Annotated in this window: 22 protein-coding genes; 12 read left to right on the top strand and 10 right to left on the bottom strand. The window is 73.1% G+C overall.

The genetic code is table 11. The annotated features are described in order from the left end of the window. Positions 1 to 21: 21 nt before the first annotated feature. On the bottom strand, positions 22 to 921 hold the full coding sequence (locus ACIBCJ_RS01490; protein WP_365978809.1) for an NAD(P)H-binding protein: 900 nt from the start codon (positions 919 to 921) through the stop codon (positions 22 to 24). A 181-nt stretch (positions 922 to 1102) separates the two neighbouring features. Between ACIBCJ_RS01490 and ACIBCJ_RS01485 the strand changes: the two genes are divergently transcribed. Continuing rightward, positions 1103 to 1939: a LysR family transcriptional regulator gene (locus tag ACIBCJ_RS01485; protein ID WP_365978810.1), complete on the top strand. Its 837-nt coding sequence runs from the start codon at positions 1103 to 1105 to the stop codon at positions 1937 to 1939. A 401-nt stretch (positions 1940 to 2340) separates the two neighbouring features. Here ACIBCJ_RS01485 and rmdA read toward each other — a convergent pair whose 3' ends face one another. From rmdA to ACIBCJ_RS01470, 3 genes are all read right to left on the bottom strand, one after another. Then, entirely contained in the window at positions 2341 to 4485 is a 2145-nt protein-coding gene (gene rmdA / locus ACIBCJ_RS01480; protein WP_362091667.1) for a cyclic Di-GMP phosphodiesterase RmdA, read from the bottom strand. Then, positions 4482 to 5294: an SAM-dependent methyltransferase gene (locus ACIBCJ_RS01475; RefSeq protein ID WP_362091664.1), complete on the bottom strand. Its 813-nt coding sequence runs from the start codon at positions 5292 to 5294 to the stop codon at positions 4482 to 4484. The genes rmdA and ACIBCJ_RS01475 overlap by 4 nt, the downstream gene beginning before the upstream one ends. Before the next feature lie 231 nt (positions 5295 to 5525). Further along, positions 5526 to 6473, bottom strand: coding sequence for an SCO0930 family lipoprotein (locus ACIBCJ_RS01470; protein WP_365978926.1), 948 nt, complete (start codon positions 6471 to 6473; stop codon positions 5526 to 5528). 752 nt (positions 6474 to 7225) lie between these two features. On the opposite strand from ACIBCJ_RS01470, the gene ACIBCJ_RS01465 reads away from it, so the two are divergent. The 3 genes from ACIBCJ_RS01465 to ACIBCJ_RS01455 all read left to right on the top strand — a co-directional run bounded on the left by ACIBCJ_RS01465 (position 7226) and on the right by ACIBCJ_RS01455 (position 8841). Further along, entirely contained in the window at positions 7226 to 7357 is a 132-nt protein-coding gene (locus ACIBCJ_RS01465; RefSeq protein WP_279588467.1) for a hypothetical protein, read from the top strand. A gap of 15 nt (positions 7358 to 7372) precedes the next feature. Further along, entirely contained in the window at positions 7373 to 8137 is a 765-nt protein-coding gene (locus tag ACIBCJ_RS01460; protein ID WP_362091658.1) for a hypothetical protein, read from the top strand. Between the two features lie 188 nt (positions 8138 to 8325). Further along, positions 8326 to 8841: a hypothetical protein gene (locus tag ACIBCJ_RS01455; RefSeq protein WP_365978811.1), complete on the top strand. Its 516-nt coding sequence runs from the start codon at positions 8326 to 8328 to the stop codon at positions 8839 to 8841. 102 nt (positions 8842 to 8943) lie between these two features. Here ACIBCJ_RS01455 and ACIBCJ_RS01450 read toward each other — a convergent pair whose 3' ends face one another. After that, positions 8944 to 9438 carry a hypothetical protein gene (locus ACIBCJ_RS01450; protein WP_362091652.1) on the bottom strand — a complete coding sequence of 165 codons (495 nt, stop codon included), beginning with the start codon at positions 9436 to 9438 and terminating at the stop codon, positions 8944 to 8946. A 330-nt stretch (positions 9439 to 9768) separates the two neighbouring features. Between ACIBCJ_RS01450 and ACIBCJ_RS01445 the strand changes: the two genes are divergently transcribed. Beyond that, positions 9769 to 10437, top strand: a complete 669-nt coding sequence (locus ACIBCJ_RS01445; RefSeq protein ID WP_362091649.1) for a class F sortase — start codon at positions 9769 to 9771, stop codon at positions 10435 to 10437. Positions 10438 to 10468: 31 nt separating this feature from the next. Here ACIBCJ_RS01445 and ACIBCJ_RS01440 read toward each other — a convergent pair whose 3' ends face one another. After that, on the bottom strand, positions 10469 to 11308 hold the full coding sequence (locus tag ACIBCJ_RS01440) for a polysaccharide deacetylase family protein (protein WP_365978812.1): 840 nt from the start codon (positions 11306 to 11308) through the stop codon (positions 10469 to 10471). A gap of 109 nt (positions 11309 to 11417) precedes the next feature. Between ACIBCJ_RS01440 and ACIBCJ_RS01435 the strand changes: the two genes are divergently transcribed. Together ACIBCJ_RS01435 and ACIBCJ_RS01430 are read left to right on the top strand one after the other, a co-directional pair. Then, on the top strand, positions 11418 to 11879 hold the full coding sequence (locus ACIBCJ_RS01435) for a universal stress protein (RefSeq protein WP_133885058.1): 462 nt from the start codon (positions 11418 to 11420) through the stop codon (positions 11877 to 11879). Between the two features lie 101 nt (positions 11880 to 11980). Beyond that, entirely contained in the window at positions 11981 to 13387 is a 1407-nt protein-coding gene (locus ACIBCJ_RS01430) for an amino acid permease (RefSeq protein ID WP_362091642.1), read from the top strand. Here ACIBCJ_RS01430 and ACIBCJ_RS01425 read toward each other — a convergent pair. Beyond that, on the bottom strand, positions 13384 to 14199 hold the full coding sequence (locus tag ACIBCJ_RS01425) for an alpha/beta hydrolase (protein ID WP_365978813.1): 816 nt from the start codon (positions 14197 to 14199) through the stop codon (positions 13384 to 13386). The two genes, ACIBCJ_RS01430 and ACIBCJ_RS01425, sit on opposite strands and share 4 nt — an antisense overlap. Positions 14200 to 14281: 82 nt before the next feature. On the opposite strand from ACIBCJ_RS01425, the gene ACIBCJ_RS01420 reads away from it, so the two are divergent. After that, positions 14282 to 14755, top strand: coding sequence for a MarR family transcriptional regulator (locus ACIBCJ_RS01420; protein ID WP_362091636.1), 474 nt, complete (start codon positions 14282 to 14284; stop codon positions 14753 to 14755). A 22-nt stretch (positions 14756 to 14777) separates the two neighbouring features. Here the strand turns inward: ACIBCJ_RS01420 and ACIBCJ_RS01415 are convergent, their stop codons facing one another. Next, on the bottom strand, positions 14778 to 15932 hold the full coding sequence (locus ACIBCJ_RS01415) for a CapA family protein (RefSeq protein WP_365978814.1): 1155 nt from the start codon (positions 15930 to 15932) through the stop codon (positions 14778 to 14780). A gap of 251 nt (positions 15933 to 16183) precedes the next feature. On the opposite strand from ACIBCJ_RS01415, the gene ACIBCJ_RS01410 reads away from it, so the two are divergent. The 3 genes from ACIBCJ_RS01410 (at position 16184) to ACIBCJ_RS01400 (ending at position 18168) form a co-directional block, all read left to right on the top strand. Further along, positions 16184 to 16738 carry a sigma-70 family RNA polymerase sigma factor gene (locus tag ACIBCJ_RS01410; RefSeq protein WP_133885061.1) on the top strand — a complete coding sequence of 185 codons (555 nt, stop codon included), beginning with the start codon at positions 16184 to 16186 and terminating at the stop codon, positions 16736 to 16738. 141 nt (positions 16739 to 16879) lie between these two features. Then, positions 16880 to 17395: a hypothetical protein gene (locus ACIBCJ_RS01405; protein WP_365978816.1), complete on the top strand. Its 516-nt coding sequence runs from the start codon at positions 16880 to 16882 to the stop codon at positions 17393 to 17395. Positions 17396 to 17511: 116 nt separating this feature from the next. Next, complete coding sequence (locus ACIBCJ_RS01400; RefSeq protein WP_362091627.1) at positions 17512 to 18168, top strand: zf-HC2 domain-containing protein; 657 nt, start codon at positions 17512 to 17514, stop codon at positions 18166 to 18168. Between the two features lie 46 nt (positions 18169 to 18214). Here the strand turns inward: ACIBCJ_RS01400 and ACIBCJ_RS01395 are convergent, their stop codons facing one another. Both ACIBCJ_RS01395 and ACIBCJ_RS01390 read right to left on the bottom strand, forming a co-directional pair. Then, positions 18215 to 19078 (bottom strand): DNA-formamidopyrimidine glycosylase family protein, encoded by an 864-nt coding sequence (locus ACIBCJ_RS01395; protein ID WP_365978818.1) that lies wholly within the window; start codon positions 19076 to 19078, stop codon positions 18215 to 18217. Positions 19079 to 19145: 67 nt separating this feature from the next. Beyond that, entirely contained in the window at positions 19146 to 21236 is a 2091-nt protein-coding gene (locus ACIBCJ_RS01390; RefSeq protein WP_362091622.1) for a SpoIIE family protein phosphatase, read from the bottom strand. Positions 21237 to 21351: 115 nt separating this feature from the next. On the opposite strand from ACIBCJ_RS01390, the gene ACIBCJ_RS01385 reads away from it, so the two are divergent. Beyond that, entirely contained in the window at positions 21352 to 22773 is a 1422-nt protein-coding gene (locus tag ACIBCJ_RS01385) for a lipase maturation factor family protein (protein WP_365978819.1), read from the top strand. Positions 22774 to 22806: the final 33 nt, after the last annotated feature.

The raw sequence follows: 22806 nt of genomic DNA, 5'->3' as shown, positions 1-22806 counted from the left end.
AGGGGGCGGTGGCGGCGCGGATCAGGCGAGCGCGGCCGGCCTGAGGACCTCCTCGCACCAGCGGCGGAAGCTCGTCGGCGCGGTGTCCGGGGTGCTGGGCTCGGTCGCGCCGTAGAAGCCCTGGGCGTCCATCGCCGAGGCCATGTCGGCCAGGCCCCGGGCGCCCGCCTCGCTCGCCCCGAACCGCAGGGCGGACGCCCGGTACTCCTCCGGGGTGCTCTCGCGTACCCGGACCGGACGGTCCAGCACCTCGGACAGGACCTCTGCCATGCCGGCGGGGGTCAGCTCGTCGGGGCCGACCAGGGGGACGTCGGCGCGGCCGGTCCAGGAGCCGTCGAGCAGCAGACGTGCGGCCGTGGCGGCGATGTCGGCGGTGGCACAGGTGCGCAGGACCCGGTCCGCGGCGTACGCCACCCGAAACTCGCCGGTCTCGCGCAGGCCGGCCGCCTGCCCGAGCAGGTTCTCCATCAGGAAGGGCGGGCACAGCGCCCGGTAGTGCACGCCGGTGGCCGCGATCCGCTCGTCCATGGCGAGCGAGGCGGAGATCGGCCCGGCGTCCTTCGCCACGCCGCGTCCCAGGCTGGAGACGGCCACGACCCGCGGGACGCCCTGCCGCGCGATCACCTCGCACAGGGGCTGCGTGAAGGCGCGGAAGTGGCCCTCGACGCTGTCGGCGCCGGGCGCGGGCGGCACCAGCCAGAACACCTGGTCGGCGCCCTCGCAGGCCGCGCCCAGGACCTCGGGGTCGGCGTGCGAGCCCTGGAACACCTCGGCCCGCTCCCGCTCCCGCGCGGTGAGACGGCCGGGATCGCGGACGATCACTCGGACCGCGGCCGAGCCGTCGCGGGCGTCGAGGCCGTCCAGGACGTGGCCGAGGACCTGCCGGCCGATGCCGCCGGTCGGGGTGGTGATGACGATCACGGGTACGACTCCGGTTCGGGTGAGGAGGGGAGAGAGGATCCGCGCCGGGGCGGGAAGCTGGTCCCGTACGCCGCCCGGCGCCCTTCCATCCTGTTCGCCGCCCCGGCGGAACTGAAGGACCGGTCGGGTCCCGGTTGTTACCCTGAGAGCAATACCGGACGGCACCTCCCGGGAGGCGGACATGGAGTCGCGGTCCCTGCGCTACTTCGTGGCGGTGGCCGAGGAGCTGAACTTCGCACGTGCCGCCGAGCGGCTGGGCATCTCCGCACCGCCCCTGTCGAGGGCGATCCGCCGCCTGGAGTCCGAGCTGGGGGTCCCCCTGTTCGAGCGGACCACGCACCGGGTCACCCGGACCCCGGCGGGCGAGGTGCTGCTCGCCGAGGCACGCGTCGCGCTCGACGCCCTGGAGGCCGCGGGGCGGCGGGCCAGGCGCGCGGCCGAGGGGCCGAAGCTGGTGCTGGCCGTGAAGGCGGACGGGGACGCGGGACTGCTGGAGCCGATCCTCGCGCGCTACGCCGCCGAGCCCGGGGCCGTGCCAGTCACCGTCCGGCTGTGCGGATGGCAGGAGCAGCCACGGCTGCTGCGCGGCGGCGAGGCCGACGTCGCCCTGGTCCACGCGCCGTTCGACGGCACCGGCCTCGACACCGAGACGCTGGCCGTCGAAGCGCGCGTCGCCGTCCTCGCCGCGGACCACCCGCTCGCCGGACGCGACCGCCTGGAGCTGGCCGACCTCGGGCTGGACGCGGACGGCGTGCAGGGGTACGTCGACGAGGCCCGGCGCGGCCACGACGACCTGGCGCAGGTGCTCACGGCCGTCTCCCTCGGGCAGGTCGTCACCCTGCTGCCCGCGTCGGTCGGCGCCCGCTATCCGCGCCCGGGCGTCGCCTACCGGCCGGTCCTGGACGCACCGCCGGTCGTGCTCTCCCTCGCCTGGCCCAGCCAGTCACGCTCGACCGCCACCGCCGCCCTCGTCCGCGCCGCGACCGAAGTCGCCGAGACCACCCGCCCAGCAACCTGAAACGGACGACGGCGCCGCCCGCCCCACCTCGTCACCGCGCCCGCCGGCGTCCCCGAGCCGGACACCGTCCGCACCCGGGACACCACTCGCCGCCCGACGCCGAGCGCACCGGGCCGCCTTCGCCTCCGCCGGCCCACCCGTCACGCTCGACCGCCACCGCCACCCTGGTCCACGCAGCGCCCGCGCTTCCCCGGGCGGGCCCACCAAGCCACCTGAACCGAACGACGGCGCTCCCGTGCCCTCCGCCGAGGCGGGCCCCGTCCGGGCCCGGAGCGCGATGTGCGGGACGGGAGGCGGGCCGGGCCGGGCACACCTCGTCCGGGCCGGAAGCGAGGCGCGCGGCCCGGACGTCGGGCCGGGCGCACCACCGGTACGGCCCGAGCGGGGGGCCGCGGCCGCGGTCAGCCCGTGGCGTCCACCAGCGCCAGCTCGTGCAGCCGCTCCGGCGGGCCCGGGCGGGCGTAGTACCAGCCCTGGGCCGTGTCGCAGCCCAGTATGCGCAGTTGCTCGGCCTGGGCGCCGGTCTCCACGCCCTCCACGGTGACCGCGAGGTCCAGGCTGTGGGCCAGCGCGACGATCCCCTCGACGATCTTCAGGTCGACGGGGTCCGCCGGGAACTGCTGCATGCTCTGCGTGAACGAGCGGTCCAGCTTGAGGACGCTCACCGGCAGCCGGCGCAGGTTGGCCAGGTTGGAGTAGCCGGTGCCGAAGTCGTCCAGGGCGATGTCCACCCCCATCTCGGCCAGTCGGCGCAGCGGCTTCAGCAGGTCGTCGTCCGCGCCGATCAGCGCCGACTCCGTCACCTCCAGGCACAGCGCGTCGGGCGTGACCCCGGCCCGCTCCAGGATCTCCACGGTGTCCTGGACCAGTCCCGGGTGGGTGAGCTGGCAGGGCGAGAGGTTGACGTTGATGCGCAGCGGGCCTGCGGCGGTCGTCTCGCCGTACCGCTCCCGCCACAGGCGGGCCTGACGCACGGACTGTTCGAGGACCCAGCGGCCCAACGGCACGATCAGGCCGGTGTGTTCGGCGAGCGGGATGAAGCGGTCGGGACCGAGCACCCCGTGCTGCGGGTGCAGCCAGCGCACCAGCGCCTCGGCGCCGCGCACACTGCCGTCGCCGAGGTGGACCAGCGGCTGGTACTCGATGAAGAACTCGCCGCGCTCCAGGGCGGCGGGCAGCGCGGTGGTCAGTCCGTGCCGCGTGATGACGCGGGCGTCTGCCTCCGGGTCGGCCAGCTCGAAGCGGTTGCCGCCCGCCGACTTGGCCCGGTACATCGTGATGTCGGCGCTGCGCAGCACCTCGGCCGGGCTGCGCTCGCCCGCCGGGCCCTCGACCACGCCGATGCTGCCGCGCACGGTCAGGTCGCGCCCGTCGACGCTGACCGGGGCGAGCAGCGCGTTCATGATGCGCCCGGCCAGCTCGTCGACCTCGTGCCGGGTGTCGGGGCCCGTGGTCAGCGCCACGAACTCGTCGCCGCCCAGCCTGGCCACCATCTCACCGGGCGCGGTGGCGCAGGCCTGGAGCCGGTCGGCGACCTCCACCAGCAGCCGGTCACCGGCGGCGTGGCCGAGGCTGTCGTTGACGGCCTTGAAGCCGTCCAGGTCGAGGTAGCACAGGCCGAAGCGCTGCCCGGGGCCGGCGTTCAGGGCCTTCTCCAGCCGCTCGAAGAAGAAACTGCGGTTGGGCAGGCCGGTGAGCGCGTCGTGGGTGGCCTCGTAACGCAGCCGCAGGTTGAGCAGCCGCCGTTCGGTGGTGTCCTCCATCAGCGCGAGCTGGTACTGCGGGGCACCGTCGGCGTCGCGCAGCAGGGAGACGGTGAGGTTGGTCCACAGAACCGTGCCGTCGGGCCGGTAGAAGGCCTTCTCCACGTGGTAGTGCTCGCGCTCGCCGCGCACCAGTTCCTCGTAGAGTCGCCAGGTCTGCGGCGCGTCGTCGGGGTGCGTCCACTCGGTCGCCCGGCGGCCGCCGAGCGCGGGGTCGGGGATGCCGAACATCCGCATCAACGCGTCGTTGACCTGGAGGACGTTGCCGTCCAGGTCGGCGATGCCGATGCCTATGGCGGCGCCCTCGAAGACCGCGCGGAAGCGGGCCTCGCTGGCGTGCAGCGCCTCGGCGACCACGCCCTGCGCCTTCAGGGCGGCCTGCGCGATGGCCTCCTGCTCGGCCAGGGTCCTCGCGCGCAGCGCCCCGGCGAACCCGGCCGCCATCGCGTGCTGGAGCCGCGCCGAACGTGCCCGCAGGTCCTCCGGGTCGCCGTCCTCCCCGCAGTAGAGCACCAGGTAGGCGTCGACGCAGTCGAGTGTCCTGGAGAGCGCCTCGGGGTCGGTGCAGTGCGCGTCGACGAGGGCGGCGCCGACCGCCCTGCCCTCCGCCGCGTCGAAGCTCCGCGCCCGCAGCACCTCGCTCAGCCGGCGGGCCAGCGGCAGCAGTTGGGCCTCGAACTCGGGCCGCGTGGACGACGTCGAGGTCACCGGGAACACCGCCCGGCTCCAGATCGTCGCGAACCGGCGCAGCCGGTCCTCCGTCCCGTCCGGCTCCGCGCTCACGCCGTACGCCCCACGCCGGCGAACCCGGAGAACGCGTACGGGTCCTCTTCCGCGGGCTCCCCCTCCGGCCTCCAGCGCGGCATCGGAACCAGTCCGGGTTCCACCATGTCGTACCCCTCGAAGAACCGCGCGATGTGCTCGCGCGAACGCATGATCAGCGGATTGCGGATGTCCTTGTACACGTCCACCGCGCCCCCGGCCCGCTCGGCGGGCAGCGGGATGTTCTCGTACGAGGCGTGCGTGAGGACGAGCAGGCTGCCGGGCGCAAGCGCGTCGCGCAACTCGGCCACCGCGGCGTACGGGTCGTCCTCGTCCTCCACGAAGTGCAGTATGGCAACCAGCAGCAGGGCGACCGGCCGATTCAGGTCGATCAGCCGCTCCACCCGGGGGTCGGCCAGGATCTCCCGCGGCTTGAGCAGGTCGCCGGCCACGACGTCCGCGTGGTCGACGTCGGCCAGGACGGCCTCGCTGTGCGCCACCGCCACCGGATCGTGGTCCACGTAGACCACCCGGGCGCCGGGGCGGCTGCGTCCGGCCACCTCGTGGACGTTGCCGAAGGTAGGGATTCCGGAGCCGATGTCGAGGAACTGGTCGATGCCCTCGTCGGCGGCGAACCGCACGGCCCGGCGCATGAACGCCCGGTTGGACTGCATGATCTTGGGGAGTCCCGGCATGAACTCCATGGCCCGGCGGGCCGCTTCCCGGTCGACCTCGAAGTTGTGCGAACCGCCCAGGTAGAAGTCGTAGATCCGGGACACGCTGGGCACCGAGATGTCGATGCTGCGAGGGGCCCAGGCGGGACGCTCCATCTAGCTCTCCAAGGCATAGGCGGTCCGGTGTTCGAGCTGAGGCTACTGATCGCCTGCCAAAGGAGCGAGCCCAACCGGAAATTGACCGTCCGTTCCCGGTCACTGCCTGCGGCACGTGCCGCGCGTGAAGGCATCCCAAAACACACGAACGGGACCGTCCCCTCCGTCTGCGGACGGAGGGGACGGTCTGTGGCCGGGAGCAGGGCGCCGGGGGCCGGGGCGCGGGGGCCGTTACTTCTTCGGCGCGCCGACCGGCTTTCCGTCGGGCTTGACGGCGTACCAAGTGCCGCCCACGCCCTGGCCGTTGGTGTCGCCGGCCTTCTTGTCACCGGCGAACGTGTAAATGGGCCAGCAGTCGATCGTCTGCTGGGCGGCTCCGTCGGGGCGGGTGAAGCTCATCAGCCCCTTCTTCTCGACGCCCTGGGTGTCGTTCGCCTCGACGGGCGCCACGACCGGCCACTGCGCCAGGCAGCCGCCGGTGCACGCCGACACCGGCTTCGGCCAGGCCTCGTCCTTCATGAAGCGGTAGACGGTCATGCCGTTCTTGTCGACGACGATCTCGCCGAGTTTCGGGTCCTTGCGGGTCGCCAGCCCGGCGGCCGGCTCGGCCGTGGCCTTCTTGCCGTCGGCGGCCAGCGCGTACCACTTCTTGCCGACGCCCTGGCCCTTGACGTCACCGGCGGCGGTGTCCTTGGCGTAGCGGTACGCGGGCCAGCCGCCGATCGTCAGTTGCTTGGTGCCGTCGGGGCGGGCGACCTCGCCGAGCAGGTCCGCGTCGATGCCCTCACCGGCGAGGGCGTCGTCCGCGGCCACCGGCGGCCACGCGGTGGCGCAGTCGTTCTCGCAGGTCGTCTTGGGGGGTTCGGCGGTGTCGGCGTCGAAGCGGTAGAGGGTGCGGCCCGCTCCGTCGGTCACCAGGTCGCCGATCTCGGCGTTCGGCGAGACGGACAGCTTGCCCGCGGGCTCCGGTGCGCCGGCCGGGGCCTGTCCGCCGCCCGCGCCGGTACCGGCGCCGTCACCGGTGCTCGCGCCGAGGTCGCCGACGTCGCCGGGCGCGGCCGTGGCGCCCACGTTCTGACTGCCGGTGGCGCCGCCGCCGTCCTGGCCGCACGCCGTCGTCAGCGCCAGCAGCGCCGCGGCGCTCACCACGAGTGAGGCGCTCCGCCAGGAGGTCTTCATCGTCAATCCCCGATCGTCACGAAGGTGTTGGGACGCCCTGCCGGCCGCCGCACGACACTGGGTACGCACGGGGGCGCCCGTTGTGTTCAACGAAGGCGCGGGTTTCTTTCCCGTCCGTCACTCGCCGCCCGACGTCTCGCACGCATGTCCGAAGTCCGGCGCGGGCGGGTCAGTCGCCGTCAAACCCCTGGTGGGGCCGTATCCCTCCTTCGGGGCAATCGAGGGACACCCGGCCGTGCGACGGTGCTCCAGGCTTCATGATCTGCGTCGTGCATGGACCCGAACCGACCCGACCCGCCGCCGGGCGGGTGTTGGCCCTGGTGACGCTGACGTTCACCCTCGTCGGCATACCGGTGGGCCCGGCGCAGGCCGACGCCTGCGCGTACGCCTCGACCGGACCGGACGGCACCGAAGCGGTGGCGGTCGCCGGGAGCCATCCCTGGCCGCCCTTCCCGCCGTGCCCCAAGCCCACCCCGACTCCGACGCCCACCCCCACGCCCACCCCGACCCCGACGCCTCCTCCCCCTCCACCCGAGCCCCCTCCCCCGCCGCCCACGCCGAAGCCTCCCCCGCCGAGGCCACCGGCGCCGAAGCCCGAACCACCGCCGCCGGCCCCGCGTCCGGCGCCGCCCCGGCCCGCGCCGACCCCGCCCCCGGCCCCGACACCGACCCCCACCCCGCCGCCGGCCCGTCCGGCGCCGCCCGCCCCGGCGCCGTCGGTCACGCCCACGCCCGGGCCGTCCCTCAGTCCGGTGCACTACCCGCGCCAGCGGGCCGCCCGGCCGCCGCGGCGGTCCACGGGCGGAGCCACGTCACCGCTCGTCTTCGTCCTGCTCATCACCGTGCCCGCGGTGGTCGCGGTCGCCGCGCTCCGTGCGCGCTGATTCCTGGAGGCCCTCTTGCCGGAATGGCTTGTTCTCACCCTCGCGATGCTGGCCGCCTGTGTCGTGGTGGTCATCGTCACCCTCCTGCGGCACCGCACCGCGTCCGACGACGAGGACATCACCGAGACTCCGGACGTCATCGAGTACATGACGATGTGGATCGGTGTGGTGTACGCCATCGTCCTGGGCCTGGCCATCGCGGGGGTCTGGGAGGCGCGCAGCGCGGCCCAGGCCGACGTGCAGACGGAGGCCGTGGCGCTGCACGAGGTCTCGGAGCGGGCCCGGGTCTACCCGCCCGAGGTCCGTGACCGCATCCGGGCGGATGTCAACGCCTATGTCGGACACGTCGTCACCACCGAGTGGAAGGCCATGGCTGATCACGGGGAGGTGACCGACCGCGGCACCGACCTGCTGGACCGCGTCCGTGCGGACGTCACCGACTACGAACCGCGGTCGGACTTCGAGGCCCAGGCCTACCAGCCCCTCGTCGACCAGGTCGCCCTCGCGGACCAGGCCCGCAACTCCCGGGCGCAGTCGACCGGGGCGACCATGCCGGGGGTGGTGTGGTTCGGGCTCATCGCCGGGGCCGTCGTCACCATCGGGATGGTCTTCGCCCTGCAGATCCGGCGCACGCCCCGCGAACTGGTTCTCGCGGGACTGTTCTCCGCGCTGATCGCCTTCCTGCTCTTCCTGATCTGGGACTTCGACGCGCCCTTCAGCCGGGGCGTGGCGGCGTCCACCGACCCGTTCCTGAGCCTCTTCCCGGGCGCCGGGGACTGACACGGCGCCAGGGACGGCGGCGGCCGACACGCCGCCACCGTCCCCTGACCGGCCCACATCTTTGCCCCATTCGCGCGACTGCGATCGCGGTGAGGTGCGCGGCTTTCTAGCGTTTCGGACATCGAGGTGCATTTCTGGCGCGAGCGGAACTGGTCCGCCGCAGCTCCTCGGGGACCGGAGGATTCACCATGCGCGCGATACCCGTCGCCTCGGTCGCACTGCTGGGCGCCGCCGCCCTCTCCGCCTGTGTCCCGGCGGGTGCCGTGGGCTCGAACACGTTCGGTTTCACCGTCTCCCCCGCCACGGTGGCGCCGGGCGGCGAGGTCACGCTGGGGGTGGGCCGCACCGCCGCGGGCTGCCACGGGCGGGTGACGGTCACCTCTCCGGTGTTCGACACGGTCACCATCCCCCGGCACGAGTCGGCCGCGACCGCGCGCGTCGACCGGGATGCCCGGCGCGGCGCGGTCTACCGGGTGACGTTCGCCTGCCGGGACAAGACCGGCACGGCCGACCTGACCATCGCGGGCGGCTCGCACCACCCGTCCGACGAGCCCTGGCACTCCAAAGGGGTGCACGCCGGTGGGGGCGGCAGCGTCGCCGGGTTCGACCTGAAGCAGATCGGGCTGGGCGCGGCGCTCGTCGCGGGGGCCGTGGGCGCGGCGTACCACCTCATGCGCCGGCGTTCCGGCGAGGACGGCGCCTGACACTCCCGGTGCCTCCGCAGGACGCGCGCAGGACGTCGCCCCGGATCCGACGAGGGTCCGGGGCGACGTCGTGCGCCCGTGTCCGGTGGGCGCCGAGCGGGGTCAGATCCGCCGCTCGGACCGGCGGCGCATCCAGAACAATCCGCCACCGGCGACGGCCGCGGCCACGAGCCCGCCGCCGATCGCGATGTCGGTCGAGGTCGCCCCGTCGGAGCTGCTGCCGCCGAGGCCGCCGCGGACACCGCCGATGACGGTGAAGGCCGCCGGCCGGGTCAGCCGCCGGCCCGAGCAGTTGACGGTGATGTCGTACGAGCCGGGCCTGGCGTCCTGCTTGATGGTGGCCGTGCCCCTGGACGTCTCGTTGGCTCCCCTGACCGGCGTCAGGTGGGTGGTCCGGAAGGCGTCCGAGGTCATGGTGCCGCCCTGGGGGCAGCCGTCGACCGTGACGGTCATCTGACCGCCGCGGGCGATGACGCTGGGCAGCGCGACGATGTTGCTCGGCTGGTTGTGGTCGCCGCCGGCGGTGGCCGCGGGGGCGGCCAGGCCGAGGACAGCGACCGCGGCGCCGGCTGCCGCGAGGGCACGAGTGCTGCGCATGTGATCCTCCGCGGAAGACGCCCCGGGTCCCGTCCCCGGTCGATCGGCGAGAAGCGCCTCCCAGAAAGACCCTCAGTTGCCCTGCGCGCAGCCGCATTTCGGGAATGGTCCGTCCTGGTGAGGGGGCCGCCGGGCGGCAACCGCGCGAGTGGATATCGCCGCAGGTCACGCACCGTCAGGAAATCTCCGTCGGCCGCGTCCCGGATGGCGCACGGGAGGACGCGCGCGCCACCCGTTCGCCGCCGCCCCGTCGCCGGTCCCCGGCACGGCGCTTAGCGTGCTCGTATGCGCGGATGATCCGGCGACGGCCGGGTCGAGAGGGGATGGCGAATGTACGACTCCGAGTTGGCCGAAGAGGAGGAGCGGCGGAGGAAGCGCGCTCCCTGGGGCGTGATAGCGCTTGTTCTGCTGACCGGTCTCGCGCTCATCCGCAACGGCTCGGGGGAGTTCGACGTGGGCCCGCCGCAGCCGGCGTCGGCCGCCGCAGCCCCGGACACCCGCGCGGCCGGCGGTGACGCCGCCGCCCCCGGTGTGACGCCCCTGCCGTACTCGGTGCCCGACCGGGTCTCCGTTCCCGCCATCCAGGTGGACGCGCCGGTCATGGGGGTCGGTCTCGACGCGGACGGTTGGGTGGACGCGCCGCCGCCCGAGGACCCGAACCTGGCCGGCTGGTTCACCGGCGCGGTCGCCCCTGGGGAGAAGGGCACCGCGGTCGTGGTCGGCCACGTCGACAACGAGCAGGGCCCCGCCGTCTTCTACGGGCTCGGCGCCCTGAAGAAGGGCAACAAGGTGGACGTGCACCGCCAGGACGGCAGGACGGCGGTCTTCGAGATCTACGGCATCGAGGTGTTCGAGAAGAACAACTTCCCTGGCGACCGGGTCTACGGCTCCAAGGGCAGCCCCGAGCTGCGGGTCATCACCTGTGGCGGCGGTTTCACCAAGCAGAACGGCTACGACGGGAACGTCGTCGCCTTCGCCCGCCTGGTCGGGGTCCGCTGAGCGTGCCCCGGCCCGGCGGGCGCCGCGGCGGTCAGATCAGGCGCCGCCGGGGGACGGTGAGGTGGTAGCCGGAGTCGAGCAGTTCGGGCAGGTAGCGCCGCAGGGCGCGGACACTCTGCGAACGGTTGCCCCCGGCGTCGTGCGAGAGCACCACGACGCCGGGGGCGGCGCCCTCCTCGACCCGGTCGACGATGGTGCCGGTCCCGGGAGTCGTCCAGTCCAGGGTGTCGACGCTCCAGGCGAGCGGCTCCATGCCGAGTTCCGCGCCCAGCTGGAAGGTGGCGCGGTTCCAGGCGCCGTAAGGGGCCCGGAACCAGCGGGGCGCCTCGCCGTAGGCCTGCTCGACGACCTCGCTGGTGCGCTCCATCTCGGAGCGGATGCGGCGCCGGGAGAGCTTGGTCAGCAGCGGGTGGGACCAGGTGTGGTTGCCGACCGTGTGCCCCTCGTCGGCCATCCGGGTCAGCAGGTCCCGGTTGTAGTCCGCCATCTCCCCGCACACGAAGAACGTGGCGTGCACCTCGTACTTGGCGAGGGTGTCCAGGATCTCGGGGGTGTACTCGGGGTGGGGGCCGTCGTCGAAGGTGAGCAGCAGGGTGCGGCCCCGGCCGGTCATGCGCAGGATCGGCTCGCTGCGCACCGGGGGCCGCCGGGGCACGGCGCGGGGTGCGCCGTATCCGGTGAGCGGCTGGAGGCGGTAGGCGGAGGGCTTGAGCGGGCTGCGCTGCGGGGCCCCCGGTGCGGGGAGGGGGGCGGGCGGGCGGACCGCTCCGTCGCCCCGTCCCAGGACGAGTGCGCCGCCGGCGCCGGCCGCGCCCAGGGCCGCGATGCCGGTGAGCAGGGTGCGGCGGGTGACCAACTGATCCTTCTTCATGACTCATCAGTCGCCCGCCGGCGGTGTGCCGCTCCTGAGAAACACCGGTGCGGCGGCACGGAACCACCCGCCCGGCCCAAGATCACGAAGGCTCCGATAGCCTCGCCGCGTGACGGAACAGCACTCCCATCAGTTCGAACGCGGCACGGACGGCCCGAAGGTCATCGTCGCCGGTGTGGACGGCTCCGACTCCTCGCTGCGGGCCGCGGCCTACGCCGGCGGGCTGGCCAGGAGGCAGGGCGCCCTGCTGGCCGTGGTGTACGTGCAGCCGGTGCTGGTGGGGGGTGCGGCACTCGGGGCGTCGGTGGCCGAGACGACCGACGAGATCGCCGAGGAGCTGGTCGCGCAGATCCGGGAGGCGACCGAGCGGGTGAAGGGCATATTCGACGTCCGCTGGGAGTTCCACACGTTCCGCGGCGACCCGTACAGCGGTCTGGTGCAGACGGCCGACCAGTTGAAGGCGGACGCGGTGGTGGTGGGCGCCTCCGAGCAGGCCGGTCACCGGTTCGTCGGCTCGGTCGCGGTGAGGCTGGTGAAGGCCGGGCGCTGGCCGGTGACGGTGGTGCCGTAGCACCGGTCGGGCCGGTGCGTGCGTCGTGCTTCCGTCGTGGACGTGGGTGCGTCATCATGATCCACCGTCAGCCGTTTGCCGATCACAAAGAGGTGGGACGCATGGCCGGGTTCCGTATGGGTGAGGGTGTTCTCCGCCGCAAACCCATTGAGCACATCGAGGAGACGGAGAGCGGCGGGGGCCTGGTGCGCTCGCTGGGGCTGTGGCAGCTGACCGCGATCGGTGTCGGCGGCATCATCGGAGCCGGCATCTTCACGCTGGCCGGCACGGTCGCCAACGGTACGGCGGGCCCCGCGGTCCTCATCTCCTTCCTCATCGCGGGCGTCGCGAGCGCGGCGGCCGCCCTGTCGTACGCCGAGTTCGCCGGGCTGATCCCGAAGGCGGGCTCCGCCTACACCTACGGTTACGCGGTCCTGGGCGAGCTGGTGGGGTGGTTCATCGGCTGGGACCTGCTCCTGGAGTACACGGCGATCGTGGCGGTGGTCGCGATCGGCATCTCGGGCTACTTCAGCTTCCTGGTCGGCGAGATGGGCGCCGACCTGCCGAACTGGATGCTGGGGGCGCCCGGTACCGGCGACGGGCACAGGGTCGACCTGTTCGCGGCCGTGCTGTGCCTGCTGATCGCGTATCTGCTGACACTGGGGATCAGGAACGCGGCCCGTTTCGAGATGGTCGTGGTCGTCCTGAAGGTGCTCGTGGTGCTGCTGGTGATCGGGGTCGGCGTCTTCCACATCAACACCTCGAACTACCACCCGTTCTTCCCGTTCGGAATCAGCGGCGCGTTCACCGGCGCGGCGACGGTGTTCTTCGCGGTGTTCGGCTACGACGCCATGTCGACGGCGGCCGAGGAGTCCAAGGACGCCCAGCGGCACATGCCGAAGGCGATCATCTACTCGCTGATCATCTCGATGGTGCTCTACGTGGCGGCCTGCCTGGTGCTGACCGGCATGCAGAACTACAAGGACATCGACCCGGAGAGCGGCTTCTCGACGGCGTTCAAGTCGGTGGGGCTGAGCTCGCTGGCCGACGTCATCGCGGTGGGCGCCATCATCGGCATCCTCACGGTGATGTTCACGTTCATGCTCGGGGTCACCCGCGTGTGGTTCTCCATGTCGCGCGACGGGCTGCTGCCCAAGTGGTTCGCGAAGACCCATCCGACGCGGCACGTACCGACCCGGGTCACCTGGATCGTCGGGTTCGCGTCGGCCGCCATCGCCGGGTTCCTGCCCATCGGCGAGGCGGCGGAGCTGACCAACATCGGCATCCTGCTGGCGTTCGTGGTGGTGTGCGCCGCGGTGATCGTGCTGCGCTACCGCCAGCCGGAGCTGCCGCGCACCTTCCGTACGCCGTGGATGCCGTTCGTACCCGCGTTGGGCATCGTCTTCTCCATCTGGCTGATCACCTTCCTCCAGTGGCAGACCTGGGTGCGGTTCGCCGTGTGGTTCGTGGTCGGCCTGGTGGTCTACTTCGCCTACTCGTACCGCAGGTCCGAACTGGCCCGGCGTTAGAGGGCGCGCAGGAACCCGGTGACGACCTCCTCGAACTCCGCGGGCTTCTCCATGTTCGGGTAGTGCGCGACGCCGTCGATCGTGACGCAGCGGCCGTCGGGGACGGTTCGGGCGAGCCGCTCCGCGTCGGCGATCAGGTCTGGTGCGTCCAGGGCGCCGTTGACGGTGAGGACCGGGACGTCGATCTTCGGGACGCGGGACCAGGTGCCGGTCAGGGGCACGTGGTGGTTCTCCTCGTCCGGGGTGTGCTTGGAGAGGGTGCCGAGGGCCATCTCGCGCACCCGGCGCAGCACGTCCGGGTCGACGTCGTCGAGGGTGCGGTGCTCCCCCGGCACGAAACGCAGGAACGCCGTGAGCCAGCCCTCGACGTCTCCGGCGGCCAGGGCGGCGGCCTGCTCCGCCAGTACTCCCCGCGCCCAGCGGCCGGTGTACTCGAACTCGCTGGTGGACGCCCCGCAGGCGACCACCGCACGGACCAGCTCCGGGTGTTCGAGGACCGTGTCGGTGGCGATGGCCCCGCCCATCGACACACCGACGAGCACCGCGGGCCCGGCGTCGAGGTGACGCAACAGGGCGGCGAGGTCGTCCGCCCAGCGGAACGGCCGGGTGGCGTTGGCGGAGGCGCCGTGTCCCCGGACGTCGGGCGCGATCACGCGGTGGTGGCGGGCCAGGGACGGAATCTGGGCGTCGAACACGCGGTGGTCGGTGAACCCGGAGTGCAGCAGGACCACCGGGTCCCCCTCGCCGGTGTCGAGGTAGGCGAGATCACCATCGGCGGAGGGGAAGCGGCGAAGGCCCGAGGCGGTATTCATGACAACCAAGGTGTCATGTGCGGGCGACTTTGACAACTGAGTTGTCATGATGGTTTGGCAACCCGGGTGTCATGATGGCGGAGTGAACGACACCGGCACCCCCCTCCCCCCGGACGCGCTCGCACGGCGGCTCACCGAGGTGTACGACCTGGTCGGCCCCCTGTACCGGCGCGCACAGCGCGGCGTCGAGCAGGGGCTGAGCGCCGACGGTCTGTCCGTGGGCGTCCGCGCCGTGCTGACGATGCTGCGCCGCGGCGGGACGATGACCGTGCCTCAGATGGGCCGGGCCCAGGCGATCAGCCGTCAGTTCGTCCAGCGGATGGTCAACGACGCCGCAGCCCTGGACCTGGTGGAGAGCGTCCCGAACCCGGCGCACCGCCGGTCCTCGCTGATCCGGCTGACCGAACGGGGCCGGGGGACGATCGACGGGATCCTCGCCCGGGAGCACCGGCTGCTGCGCGAGGTCGGCTCGGACCTCACCGACAGCGACGTCACCACCTGCCTGCGGGTGCTCGGGGCCATGCTGGCGGCACTGGACCACGTGGACGACGCGTGACACCCCGGCACCCGCGCCCCGGCTACTTCCCCATCACCAGGCCGTCCTCGGCGGCGCCCCGGCTGAACACCACGTCACGGACGCGGTCGCGCACGCCCCGCAGCTCGGCACCCTTCTCCAGCGCGCGGTTCAGGTTCACCACCCGGCCGGCGTCGACGTCGAACAGCTGCGGGACGAACTCGGCCCTGGTCACCTTCCAGCGTTCGCCGGCCCGGCCGGGCGGGGCGAAGGTGAAGCGGCCGATGGTCGACTGGTTGCCGCGCGGGTCGCGGGCACCCTCGTCGTTCACCATCTCGCCCGCGATCTGGTCGCCCATGCCGTAGACGACCCAGGTGCCGTTGACCTTCTCGTAGGCCTGCGGGACGTGGGCGTGGGTGCCGAGGATCAGGTCGATGTCGGGACGGCCGCCGGCGCGTGCCGCGGTCAGGCCGCGGGCCAGGTCCACCTGCTCCCGATCGGGCGCGTCCTGCCACTCGGTGCCCCAGTGCAGGGACACGACGACGACGTCGGCGCCGGCCTCCCGAGCGGCCCGCGCGTCCTCGACGACGCGCGCCTCGTCGAGCAGGTCGACGGCCCAGGGCTGCCCGTCGGGAAGGGGGTGGCCGTTGGTGTGGAGGGTGTAGGCGAGGTGGGCCACCTGGGCCCGGCCCGCGCGCAGCAGCGTCACGGTGTCCGCCTCGGCCTCGGTGCGGGCCGTACCGGCGTGCCGCACGCCGGCGCGGTCCAGGGCGTCCAGGGTGCGGCGGATGCCGTCGGCGCCGTCGTCGACGCTGTGGTTGGAGGCCGTGGAGCAGCCGTCGTAGCCGGTGGCGGCCAGCGCCCGGGCCACCTCGGGCGGCGACTTGAAGAGGGGGTAGCCGCTGTAGTCGCCGTTCGCGCCGTAGACCGTCTCCATGTGGCACAGGGCGAGGTCGGCGCGCGAGACGACGGGCCGGGCACCGGCGAACATGGGGCGGAAGTCGTAGCCGGCGCCGCCGGCGTCGAAGCGCGCCCGCTCGATGATCGAGTCGTGCGGGAGCACGTCCCCGGAGGCGACCAGGGTGAAGGCGCCTTCGACGGCGGCGGGCGGGGCCGGCGCCGGAGGTCTCGACGGCTCGTGGTCGCGGGCCTGGCAGGCCGCGCCCGCGGTGAGGAGGGCGGTCAGGGCCAGGGCCACCTGCCGACTGCGTGTGATCATCGATTCACTCCGCTGGGTCGCACACACCGATGAAAGTCGCATTTACTGACAAACAGGTAAAGAGTCGCGGCTCGTCACGGGCGGCTCCGACACGCCCATTAGCCCGTCCGGCGTGCACGAACGGGGCGCCCGGACCGCCGACCGGGCGCGCACGACCGTTCGTCGAACCGTTCGTCGACGCGATCGACCGTCCGCCGCACTCCCGTGCGCGCGCCCTGTCCCCGGGCGGCCCCCTGCGGTGCCATACGGCCATGACGGCCGGAATCACCCTCACGGACACAGCGAACGGGACGACCGCCGAGCACGAGCTCGCCGCACTGCAACGCGAGCACGGCCGGCCGCTCTTCGCGCTGCTGCTGCGGCTCAGCGACGGCGACCGGCAACGCGCCGAGGACCTCGTGCAGGAGACCCTGGTCCGCGCCTGGCAGCACCCCGAGGCGCTGCGCGCCGACGACTTCGACTCCGTACGGCCGTGGCTGCTGACCGTGGCCCGGCGGCTCGCGATCGACGCGCGCCGGGCCCGGCTGGCGCGCCCGCCGGAGGTCGGCGACGCCGTGCTGGAGAACGCGCGCGTCTGCGGGGACCACGCCGAACGGGCGGCCGCGGCCCTCGATGTGCGGGAGGCTGTGAAGACACTCACTCCGGAGCACCGTGACGTCCTGGTGCTGGTGTACCTCCAGGGGGCGAGTGTGGCGGAAGCCGCGGCGGCCCTCGGCATCCCACCCGGTACCGTGAAGTCCCGTGCGTACTACGCGCTGCGTGCCATGCGCAGAGTGCTACCGGGATACGCCGCCGACCTGCGGTGAAACCGACCCTTTGGTCAAGCCTCTGCAAAGCGCCTTGCCCAGGACCCCGGTTGGGCAGTCGGCTGTCCTCATCCGCGTTCCGGACGGGGGTCCACGACCCGGGTCGGGCGACGCGCACGCACCGGAGGAAGGCAGGAAGGGATGCTGCACAGAGGTCACGAGAGCACGGACGGTACCGGCGGGGGCGAACTGAGCGTTCCCATGGCGTGGTTGTACGCCGAGTACATCGCCGACGAGCTGCTGCGGACCGGCGACCTGATGCCGCCGACGTCCTTCGAGTTCCGCGCCGGACGTGACGCGCTGGCGCTCACCGTCTTCCTGTCCGACACGGACGACGAGCTGGGCGGCATCCGGGTCGTCACCCACCTGGAGACCTGGCTGTCCCTGACGGCCTACGACCAGCCGTGGCACGAGTGGGTGCACGGACGGCTCGCCGAGGTCACGGCCGACGCGCTCGCCGCGGGACGCCACTCGCCGGACCTGGAGCTGGCCCGGGCGGCCTGGCGCTGGCTGCAGGAGACGGAACTGCTCGCCCCCGACCTCAACGCGGTTCCGGGCGGGGCGGCGGTGGCCGGAGAGGACGAGGGACCGAAGGTGTGGACGCCGGCCTGGCAGTTGGGACTGCCCCTCGGACACCTCGCCATCCACCTTTTCTGAGGCCCGCCCGCCGCCGGGTTGCGATTCGGTCGCGGCTTGAGTGATTCGGCTGTCGGGTGCGTACGGGTGGGAGCAAGGAGTAACCCCACCCGCACCCAACGGTACGAGGATTCGGCATGAGGTCCCTGGAAAGGCATGGTGACGTCGGCGCGTACGCGCTCGGCGTACTGGACGAGGCGGAAGCGTTCCGCTTCGAGGACCACCTCATGGACTGCCCCCGGTGCGTGGCCCAGGTGACCGAATTCGGCCCAGCCACCCGCCAGTTGATGCTGTACCGGCAGGCGACGCCCCGTTTCGTCAACCCCCTGGCCGGGCCGGGACCGCGCCTCCTCGACCGGCTGCTGTCCGAGGTCGTCACGCGCGGGCGGGCCGGCCGCAGGCGGGTGTTGTTCGCCGTGGCCGCCGCCGTCGTGTGCGCCGTGGCGGCGCCCGGCGCCGTGCTGTACGCGAGCCGGGGCGACGACCCGGTGGCGCCGCTCTCCGCGACCGACGCCCGGTCGGGGGTGTGGGCGCGGATCACGGCCGAGGACGCGGCCTGGGGCACGGACGTGCGGCTCGAGGTCGAGGACGGCGCGGGGCCGCGCTCGTGCCGGCTGGTCGCGGTCGGCCACGACGGGTCCGAGCAGACGGTCACCAGCTGGATGGTGCCCGGGCAGGAGGCCGCCCGGCCGCACACCGTGCGGGGCGGTGCCGCGCTGCATCCCGGCCAGATCGACCGCTACGAGGTGCGGACGGCCGACGGTGAGCACCTGGTGACGCTGCCGGCCGGCTGACCGCCCGGGCGGCAGGCGCCGCCTCTCCCCGCCCCGCCCGGTGCCCTCACTTCAGCAGCCGGGACATCCTGCGGTCCGCCAGCGGCTTGCCACCGGTCTGGCAGGTCGGGCAGTACTGGAGCGAGGAGTCGCTGAAGGAGACCTCGCGGACGGTGTCGCCGCACACCGGGCAGGGCTCGCCGGTGCGGCCGTGGACCCGCAGCCCGCTCTTCTTCTCGGCCTTCAGACGCCCGGCGGCGACGCCCCGCGAACGCTCCACGGCCTCGGTGAGCGTGCCGCGCAGGGCCGTGTACAGCCGTGCGGTCTCCTCGTCGGTGAGGGAGTCGGCCAGTTTGAACGGGGACATCTTCGCGGCGTGCAGGATCTCGTCGCTGTACGCGTTGCCCACCCCCGCGATCAGGCTCTGGTCGCGCAGGGCGCCCTTGAGCCGGCGCCGCTCGCCGTCCAGGAGCGCGGCGAGACGCGCCTCGTCGAAGTCGTCGGCGAGCGGGTCGGGTCCGAGCCGGGCCACGCCCGGCACCTGCCGCGGGTCGCTCACGACGTACACCGCGAGCCGCTTCTGCGTGCCCGCCTCCGTGAGGTCGAAGCCGGCGCCGGTCTCCAGGGCGACCCGCAGGGCGAGCGGTCCCTTGCCCGGCCTGGGCATGCCGCTGGGCAGGCTGTCCCTCCAGTGCAGCCAGCCGGCCCGGGCCAGATGGGTCACCAGGTGCGGGCCGCCCTCGGTCTCCACGTCGAGGAACTTGCCGTAGCGGTGCACACCGGCCACCCGGTGGCCCTCCAGCGCCGTGAGCGGGGGGTCGTACGTCTTCAGGACGCTGATCGCCACGGGCAGCACCCGGACGATCTCGCGGCCGGTGAGGTGCTCGGTCAGGAAGTCGCGGAGCGCCTCGACCTCGGGCAGTTCTGGCATACGTCCAGAGTGCCACCGGCCACCGACAGTGCCAGTGGGCCCGGCACCGGCCACCGTGCCGTCGGGGTCAGCCCGGGGCGTGCGCCACCACGAACTCCGCCCACACGACCTTGCCGCCGCCGCGGGCCTCCACGCCCCACTCGTCTGCGAGGGAGTCGACCAGGAGCAGCCCCCGTCCGGAGACCCCGTCGTCGCCGGCCTCCCGGCGGCGCGGCAGGGCGCTGGATGAGTCCTCCACCTCGACCCGCAGCCGCCGGTCGGTGCCGGTGAGCAGCCGCAGCGTGACGATCGCGGAGCCCTCGGTGTGCATGAGCGCGTTGGTCGTCAGCTCGTCGGCGACCAGTTCGATCTCGTCGCTCTGCCCTTTCGCGCCCCAGGACCGCACCGCGGCGCGGATCATGTGCCGGGCCTCGGTGAGGCCCTCCGGGTCGCCCGGGGAGACGTGCTGCTGGACCCGGCCGAAGGTCCTCGGGGTGCCCAGGCCGTGGCGGCGCAGCACGAGCAGCGCGACGTCGTCGTCGCCGCGGCGCTCGTCGGCCACGTCGATGAGCCGGTCGGCCAGGTCCCGCACGTCCTGCGGCCCGGAGCTGATCAGCGCCGTGAGGACGTCCATGCCCTCGTCGAGGTCGGCGCCGGGCTGTTCGACCAGGCCGTCGGTGCACAGCAGCAGGGTGTTGCCCGGGTCCAGCTCCAGGGTGGCCACCGGATAGGCGAGGCGCCCGAACTCCGCGGACAGGCCGAGCGGCAGCCCGCCCTCCACGCGCACCAGGCGGCAGGTGCCGTCGCCGAAGCGCAGCAGCGGGTCGATGTGCCCGGCGCGGACCACCTGGACCACTCCGGTGCCCAGGTCGGCCTCGGCGTACAGGCAGGTCGCGAAGCGGTCGGTGTCCAGCTCGTGCAGGAAGACCGAGGCCCGCGCCATCACCGTGGCCGGCGGGTGTCCCTCGGCCGCGTAGGCGCGCAGCACGATGCGCAGCTGGCCCATGACGGCGGCGGCGTGCGTGTCGTGGCCCTGGACGTCGCCGATGACGGCGCCGACGCGTCCGCCGGGCAGCGGGATCAGGTCGTACCAGTCGCCCCCGATGTCGCGGCCGAGGGTGCCGCCGATGGAGGCCGCGCGGTAGCGGACGGCGACGTCGCAGCCGGGGACGCTGGGGATGGTGCGCGGCAGCATGGCCTGCTGGAGGCCCTCGGCGAGGTCCATCTCCTGCTCGTAGAGCATGGCGCGCTGCAGGCTCTGGGCGATGCCGCTGCCGAGCGCCACCAGGACGTTGCGGTCCTCCGGGGAGAAGCCGCGCCGGTCGCTGTAGAGCAGTCCGATGGCGCCGATCGGCCGGGCCTGGGCGATCAGCGGCAGATAGGCGGCCGCGGTGATGTCGAGGTGGGTGATGTCCTTCCACAGCGCGGGGTAGCGCCGGGCGAACTCCTCCGGCGACTCGATGAAGCGGGGGCTGAGGGTCCGTACGGCCTCGCTCATCGGGTAGGGCTCGTCGATCCGGGTGACGCGGGTGCCGGGGACGAAGTCGTTCTCTGGGCCGTCGGCGACCAGCCGGATGCGGCCCGCCTCGACGAGGCCCATCACCAGGCTGGTGGCGCCCAGCCGGGTGAGGCCGTGGGTGTCGCGCAGCACGTCGATGACGTCGTCGACGGTGCGGGCGTGCGCGAGGGCGGCCGTGGCGAGCTGGACGACGTTGGTGAGCCGGCGGCGGGCCTCGTCCAGCTCGGCCTGCTCGCGGTCGGCCGCGATGTCCGCGATCTCCTGGGTGGCGTCGCGCACGATGCCGATGATCCGGTGCGGGCGGCCGGTCGCGTCGCGCCGGATGTAGCCCTGGGTGTGGGTCCAGCGCAGGGTGCCGTCGCGGCGGCGCAGCCGGAAGTAGGTGCCGTAGTTCTCGCTGCCGTCCTTCATGGCCCGGGCCACGATGGTGTCCATCCGGCGGCTCTCCGCCGTGGGCACCCGCAGCGACAGCGTCTCGGGGCGCCCGTCGTACTCCTCCGGGCGCAGGTCGAACACCTCGTGGGCCTGGGCGTCCATGTGGAACAGTCCGGTGTCCAGGTCCCAGTCGAAGCTGCCCATGCGGTTGAGCGCCAGGATCGGGTCCGGGTGGGCGGGCCAGTCCTCCGGGAGTGACGGGGCGCTCGCTCCCCGATCAGACATGCACCCCACCTTGCCAGGGTTTGTCCGAATCTTCGACTCCTGGTTCGCCGGGCAGGCCGGAGGGGGTCGGGCGGCCGGCCGGGGTACACGGGGCGGGTAGGAGAGGAGCCCGGCCGTGGAGTGGTTCACCGCACCCGACTACTGGCCGGCCCGGCTGGTCTTCCAGCGGGCCCTGGCCGTGATGTACCTGGTCGCGTTCCTGACGGCCGCCCTGCAGTTCCGGGCGCTGCTGGGCGAGCGCGGGCTGACACCGGTGCCCCGCTTCGTCGCGCGGGTTCCGTTCCGGCGGGCACCGAGCCTGTTCCAGTGGCACTACTCGGACCGGTTCTTCGCGGGCTGCGCCTGGGCGGGCTGCGCGGTGTCCGCGGCGCTGGCGGCGGGGGTGGACTCGCTGCTGCCGCTGTGGGGCGCGATGCTGCTGTGGCTGGTGCCGTGGGCGCTGTACCTCTCGGTCGTCAACGTGGGGCAGACCTGGTACGCGTTCGGCTGGGAGTCGCTGCTGCTGGAGACGGGCTTCGTCGCGGTGTTCCTCGGCAACGAGGAGGTGGCGCCGCCGGTCGTGGTCCTGTTCCTGCTGCGCTGGCTGCTGTTCCGGGTGGAGTTCGGGGCGGGCCTGATCAAGATGCGGGGCGACGAGTGCTGGCGGAAGCTGACCTGCCTGGACCACCACCACGAGACCCAGCCGATGCCGGGCCCGCTGAGCTGGTTCTTCCACCACCTCCCGCGTCCCCTGCACCGCGTCGAGGTCGCCGCGAACCATGTCGTGCAGCTGGTGGTGCCCTTCCTGCTCTTCGCCCCGCACCCCGTGTCGACGGCCGCCGCGGCGCTGATGATCGTGACCCAGCTGTGGCTGGTCCTCTCGGGCAACTTCTCCTGGCTCAACTGGATCACCGTCGTGCTGGCCCTGTCGGTGGTGCGCTTCCCGGCCGATCCGCCGTCCGTGCCCGCCGCCCCGCTCTGGTACGAGGCGGTGGTCCTGGCGGCGGCGGCGCTGCTGGTGTTCCTGAGCCGTGGGCCGGTGCGCAACATGATCTCCCGCCGCCAGGTGATGAACCGCTCCTTCGACTCGCTGCACCTGGTCAACACCTACGGCGCCTTCGGTTCGGTCAGCCGGGTCCGGTACGAGGTGGTGGTCGAGGGCACCGCCGACGAGACGGCCCGCGAGGACGGGGACTGGCGGGAGTACGAGTTCAAGGGCAAGCCCGGGGACCCGCGCCGCTGGCCGCGTCAGTTCGCGCCGTACCATCTGCGCCTCGACTGGCTGATGTGGTTCGCCGCGCTGTCGCCCTCGTACGCCGGGACGTGGTTCGGCACGTTCGTGGAACGGCTGCTGGAGAGCGACCGCGCCACGCTGAGGCTGCTGCGCCGCTCCCCGTTCCCGCCGGACGCGCCGCCGCGTTTCGTGCGCGCCCGGCTCTTCCGCTACCGGTACACGACCTGGCGCGAGCTGCGGGAGACGGGCGCGTGCTGGGAGCGGACCTGTGTGCGGGAGTACCTGCCGCCCACCCGGCTGACCCGGGTGCCGGAGCGGTCGTAGCGGTGCGGGCCCGGCCCGCCGTCCGCGGTGGAC

Source organism: Streptomyces sp. NPDC051136, assembly GCF_044455745.1.
GTDB lineage: Bacteria > Actinomycetota > Actinomycetes > Streptomycetales > Streptomycetaceae > Streptomyces.
This window is presented reverse-complemented; position numbering and strand designations above follow the sequence as displayed.

Coding starts and splice junctions, on each gene's coding strand:
- ACIBCJ_RS01425 (WP_365978813.1), bottom strand. CDS start 14,199: ATGAATACCGCCTCGGGCCTTCGCCGCTTCCCCTCCGCCGATGGTGAT.
- ACIBCJ_RS01410 (WP_133885061.1), top strand. CDS start 16,184: ATGACGGCCGGAATCACCCTCACGGACACAGCGAACGGGACGACCGCC.
- ACIBCJ_RS01470 (WP_365978926.1), bottom strand. CDS start 6,473: ATGAAGACCTCCTGGCGGAGCGCCTCACTCGTGGTGAGCGCCGCGGCG.
- ACIBCJ_RS01390 (WP_362091622.1), bottom strand. CDS start 21,236: ATGTCTGATCGGGGAGCGAGCGCCCCGTCACTCCCGGAGGACTGGCCC.
- ACIBCJ_RS01430 (WP_362091642.1), top strand. CDS start 11,981: ATGGCCGGGTTCCGTATGGGTGAGGGTGTTCTCCGCCGCAAACCCATT.
- ACIBCJ_RS01395 (WP_365978818.1), bottom strand. CDS start 19,078: ATGCCAGAACTGCCCGAGGTCGAGGCGCTCCGCGACTTCCTGACCGAG.
- ACIBCJ_RS01455 (WP_365978811.1), top strand. CDS start 8,326: ATGCGCGCGATACCCGTCGCCTCGGTCGCACTGCTGGGCGCCGCCGCC.
- ACIBCJ_RS01440 (WP_365978812.1), bottom strand. CDS start 11,308: ATGAAGAAGGATCAGTTGGTCACCCGCCGCACCCTGCTCACCGGCATC.
- ACIBCJ_RS01485 (WP_365978810.1), top strand. CDS start 1,103: ATGGAGTCGCGGTCCCTGCGCTACTTCGTGGCGGTGGCCGAGGAGCTG.
- ACIBCJ_RS01405 (WP_365978816.1), top strand. CDS start 16,880: ATGCTGCACAGAGGTCACGAGAGCACGGACGGTACCGGCGGGGGCGAA.
- ACIBCJ_RS01400 (WP_362091627.1), top strand. CDS start 17,512: ATGAGGTCCCTGGAAAGGCATGGTGACGTCGGCGCGTACGCGCTCGGC.
- ACIBCJ_RS01450 (WP_362091652.1), bottom strand. CDS start 9,438: ATGCGCAGCACTCGTGCCCTCGCGGCAGCCGGCGCCGCGGTCGCTGTC.
- ACIBCJ_RS01445 (WP_362091649.1), top strand. CDS start 9,769: ATGTACGACTCCGAGTTGGCCGAAGAGGAGGAGCGGCGGAGGAAGCGC.
- ACIBCJ_RS01415 (WP_365978814.1), bottom strand. CDS start 15,932: ATGATCACACGCAGTCGGCAGGTGGCCCTGGCCCTGACCGCCCTCCTC.
- ACIBCJ_RS01475 (WP_362091664.1), bottom strand. CDS start 5,294: ATGGAGCGTCCCGCCTGGGCCCCTCGCAGCATCGACATCTCGGTGCCC.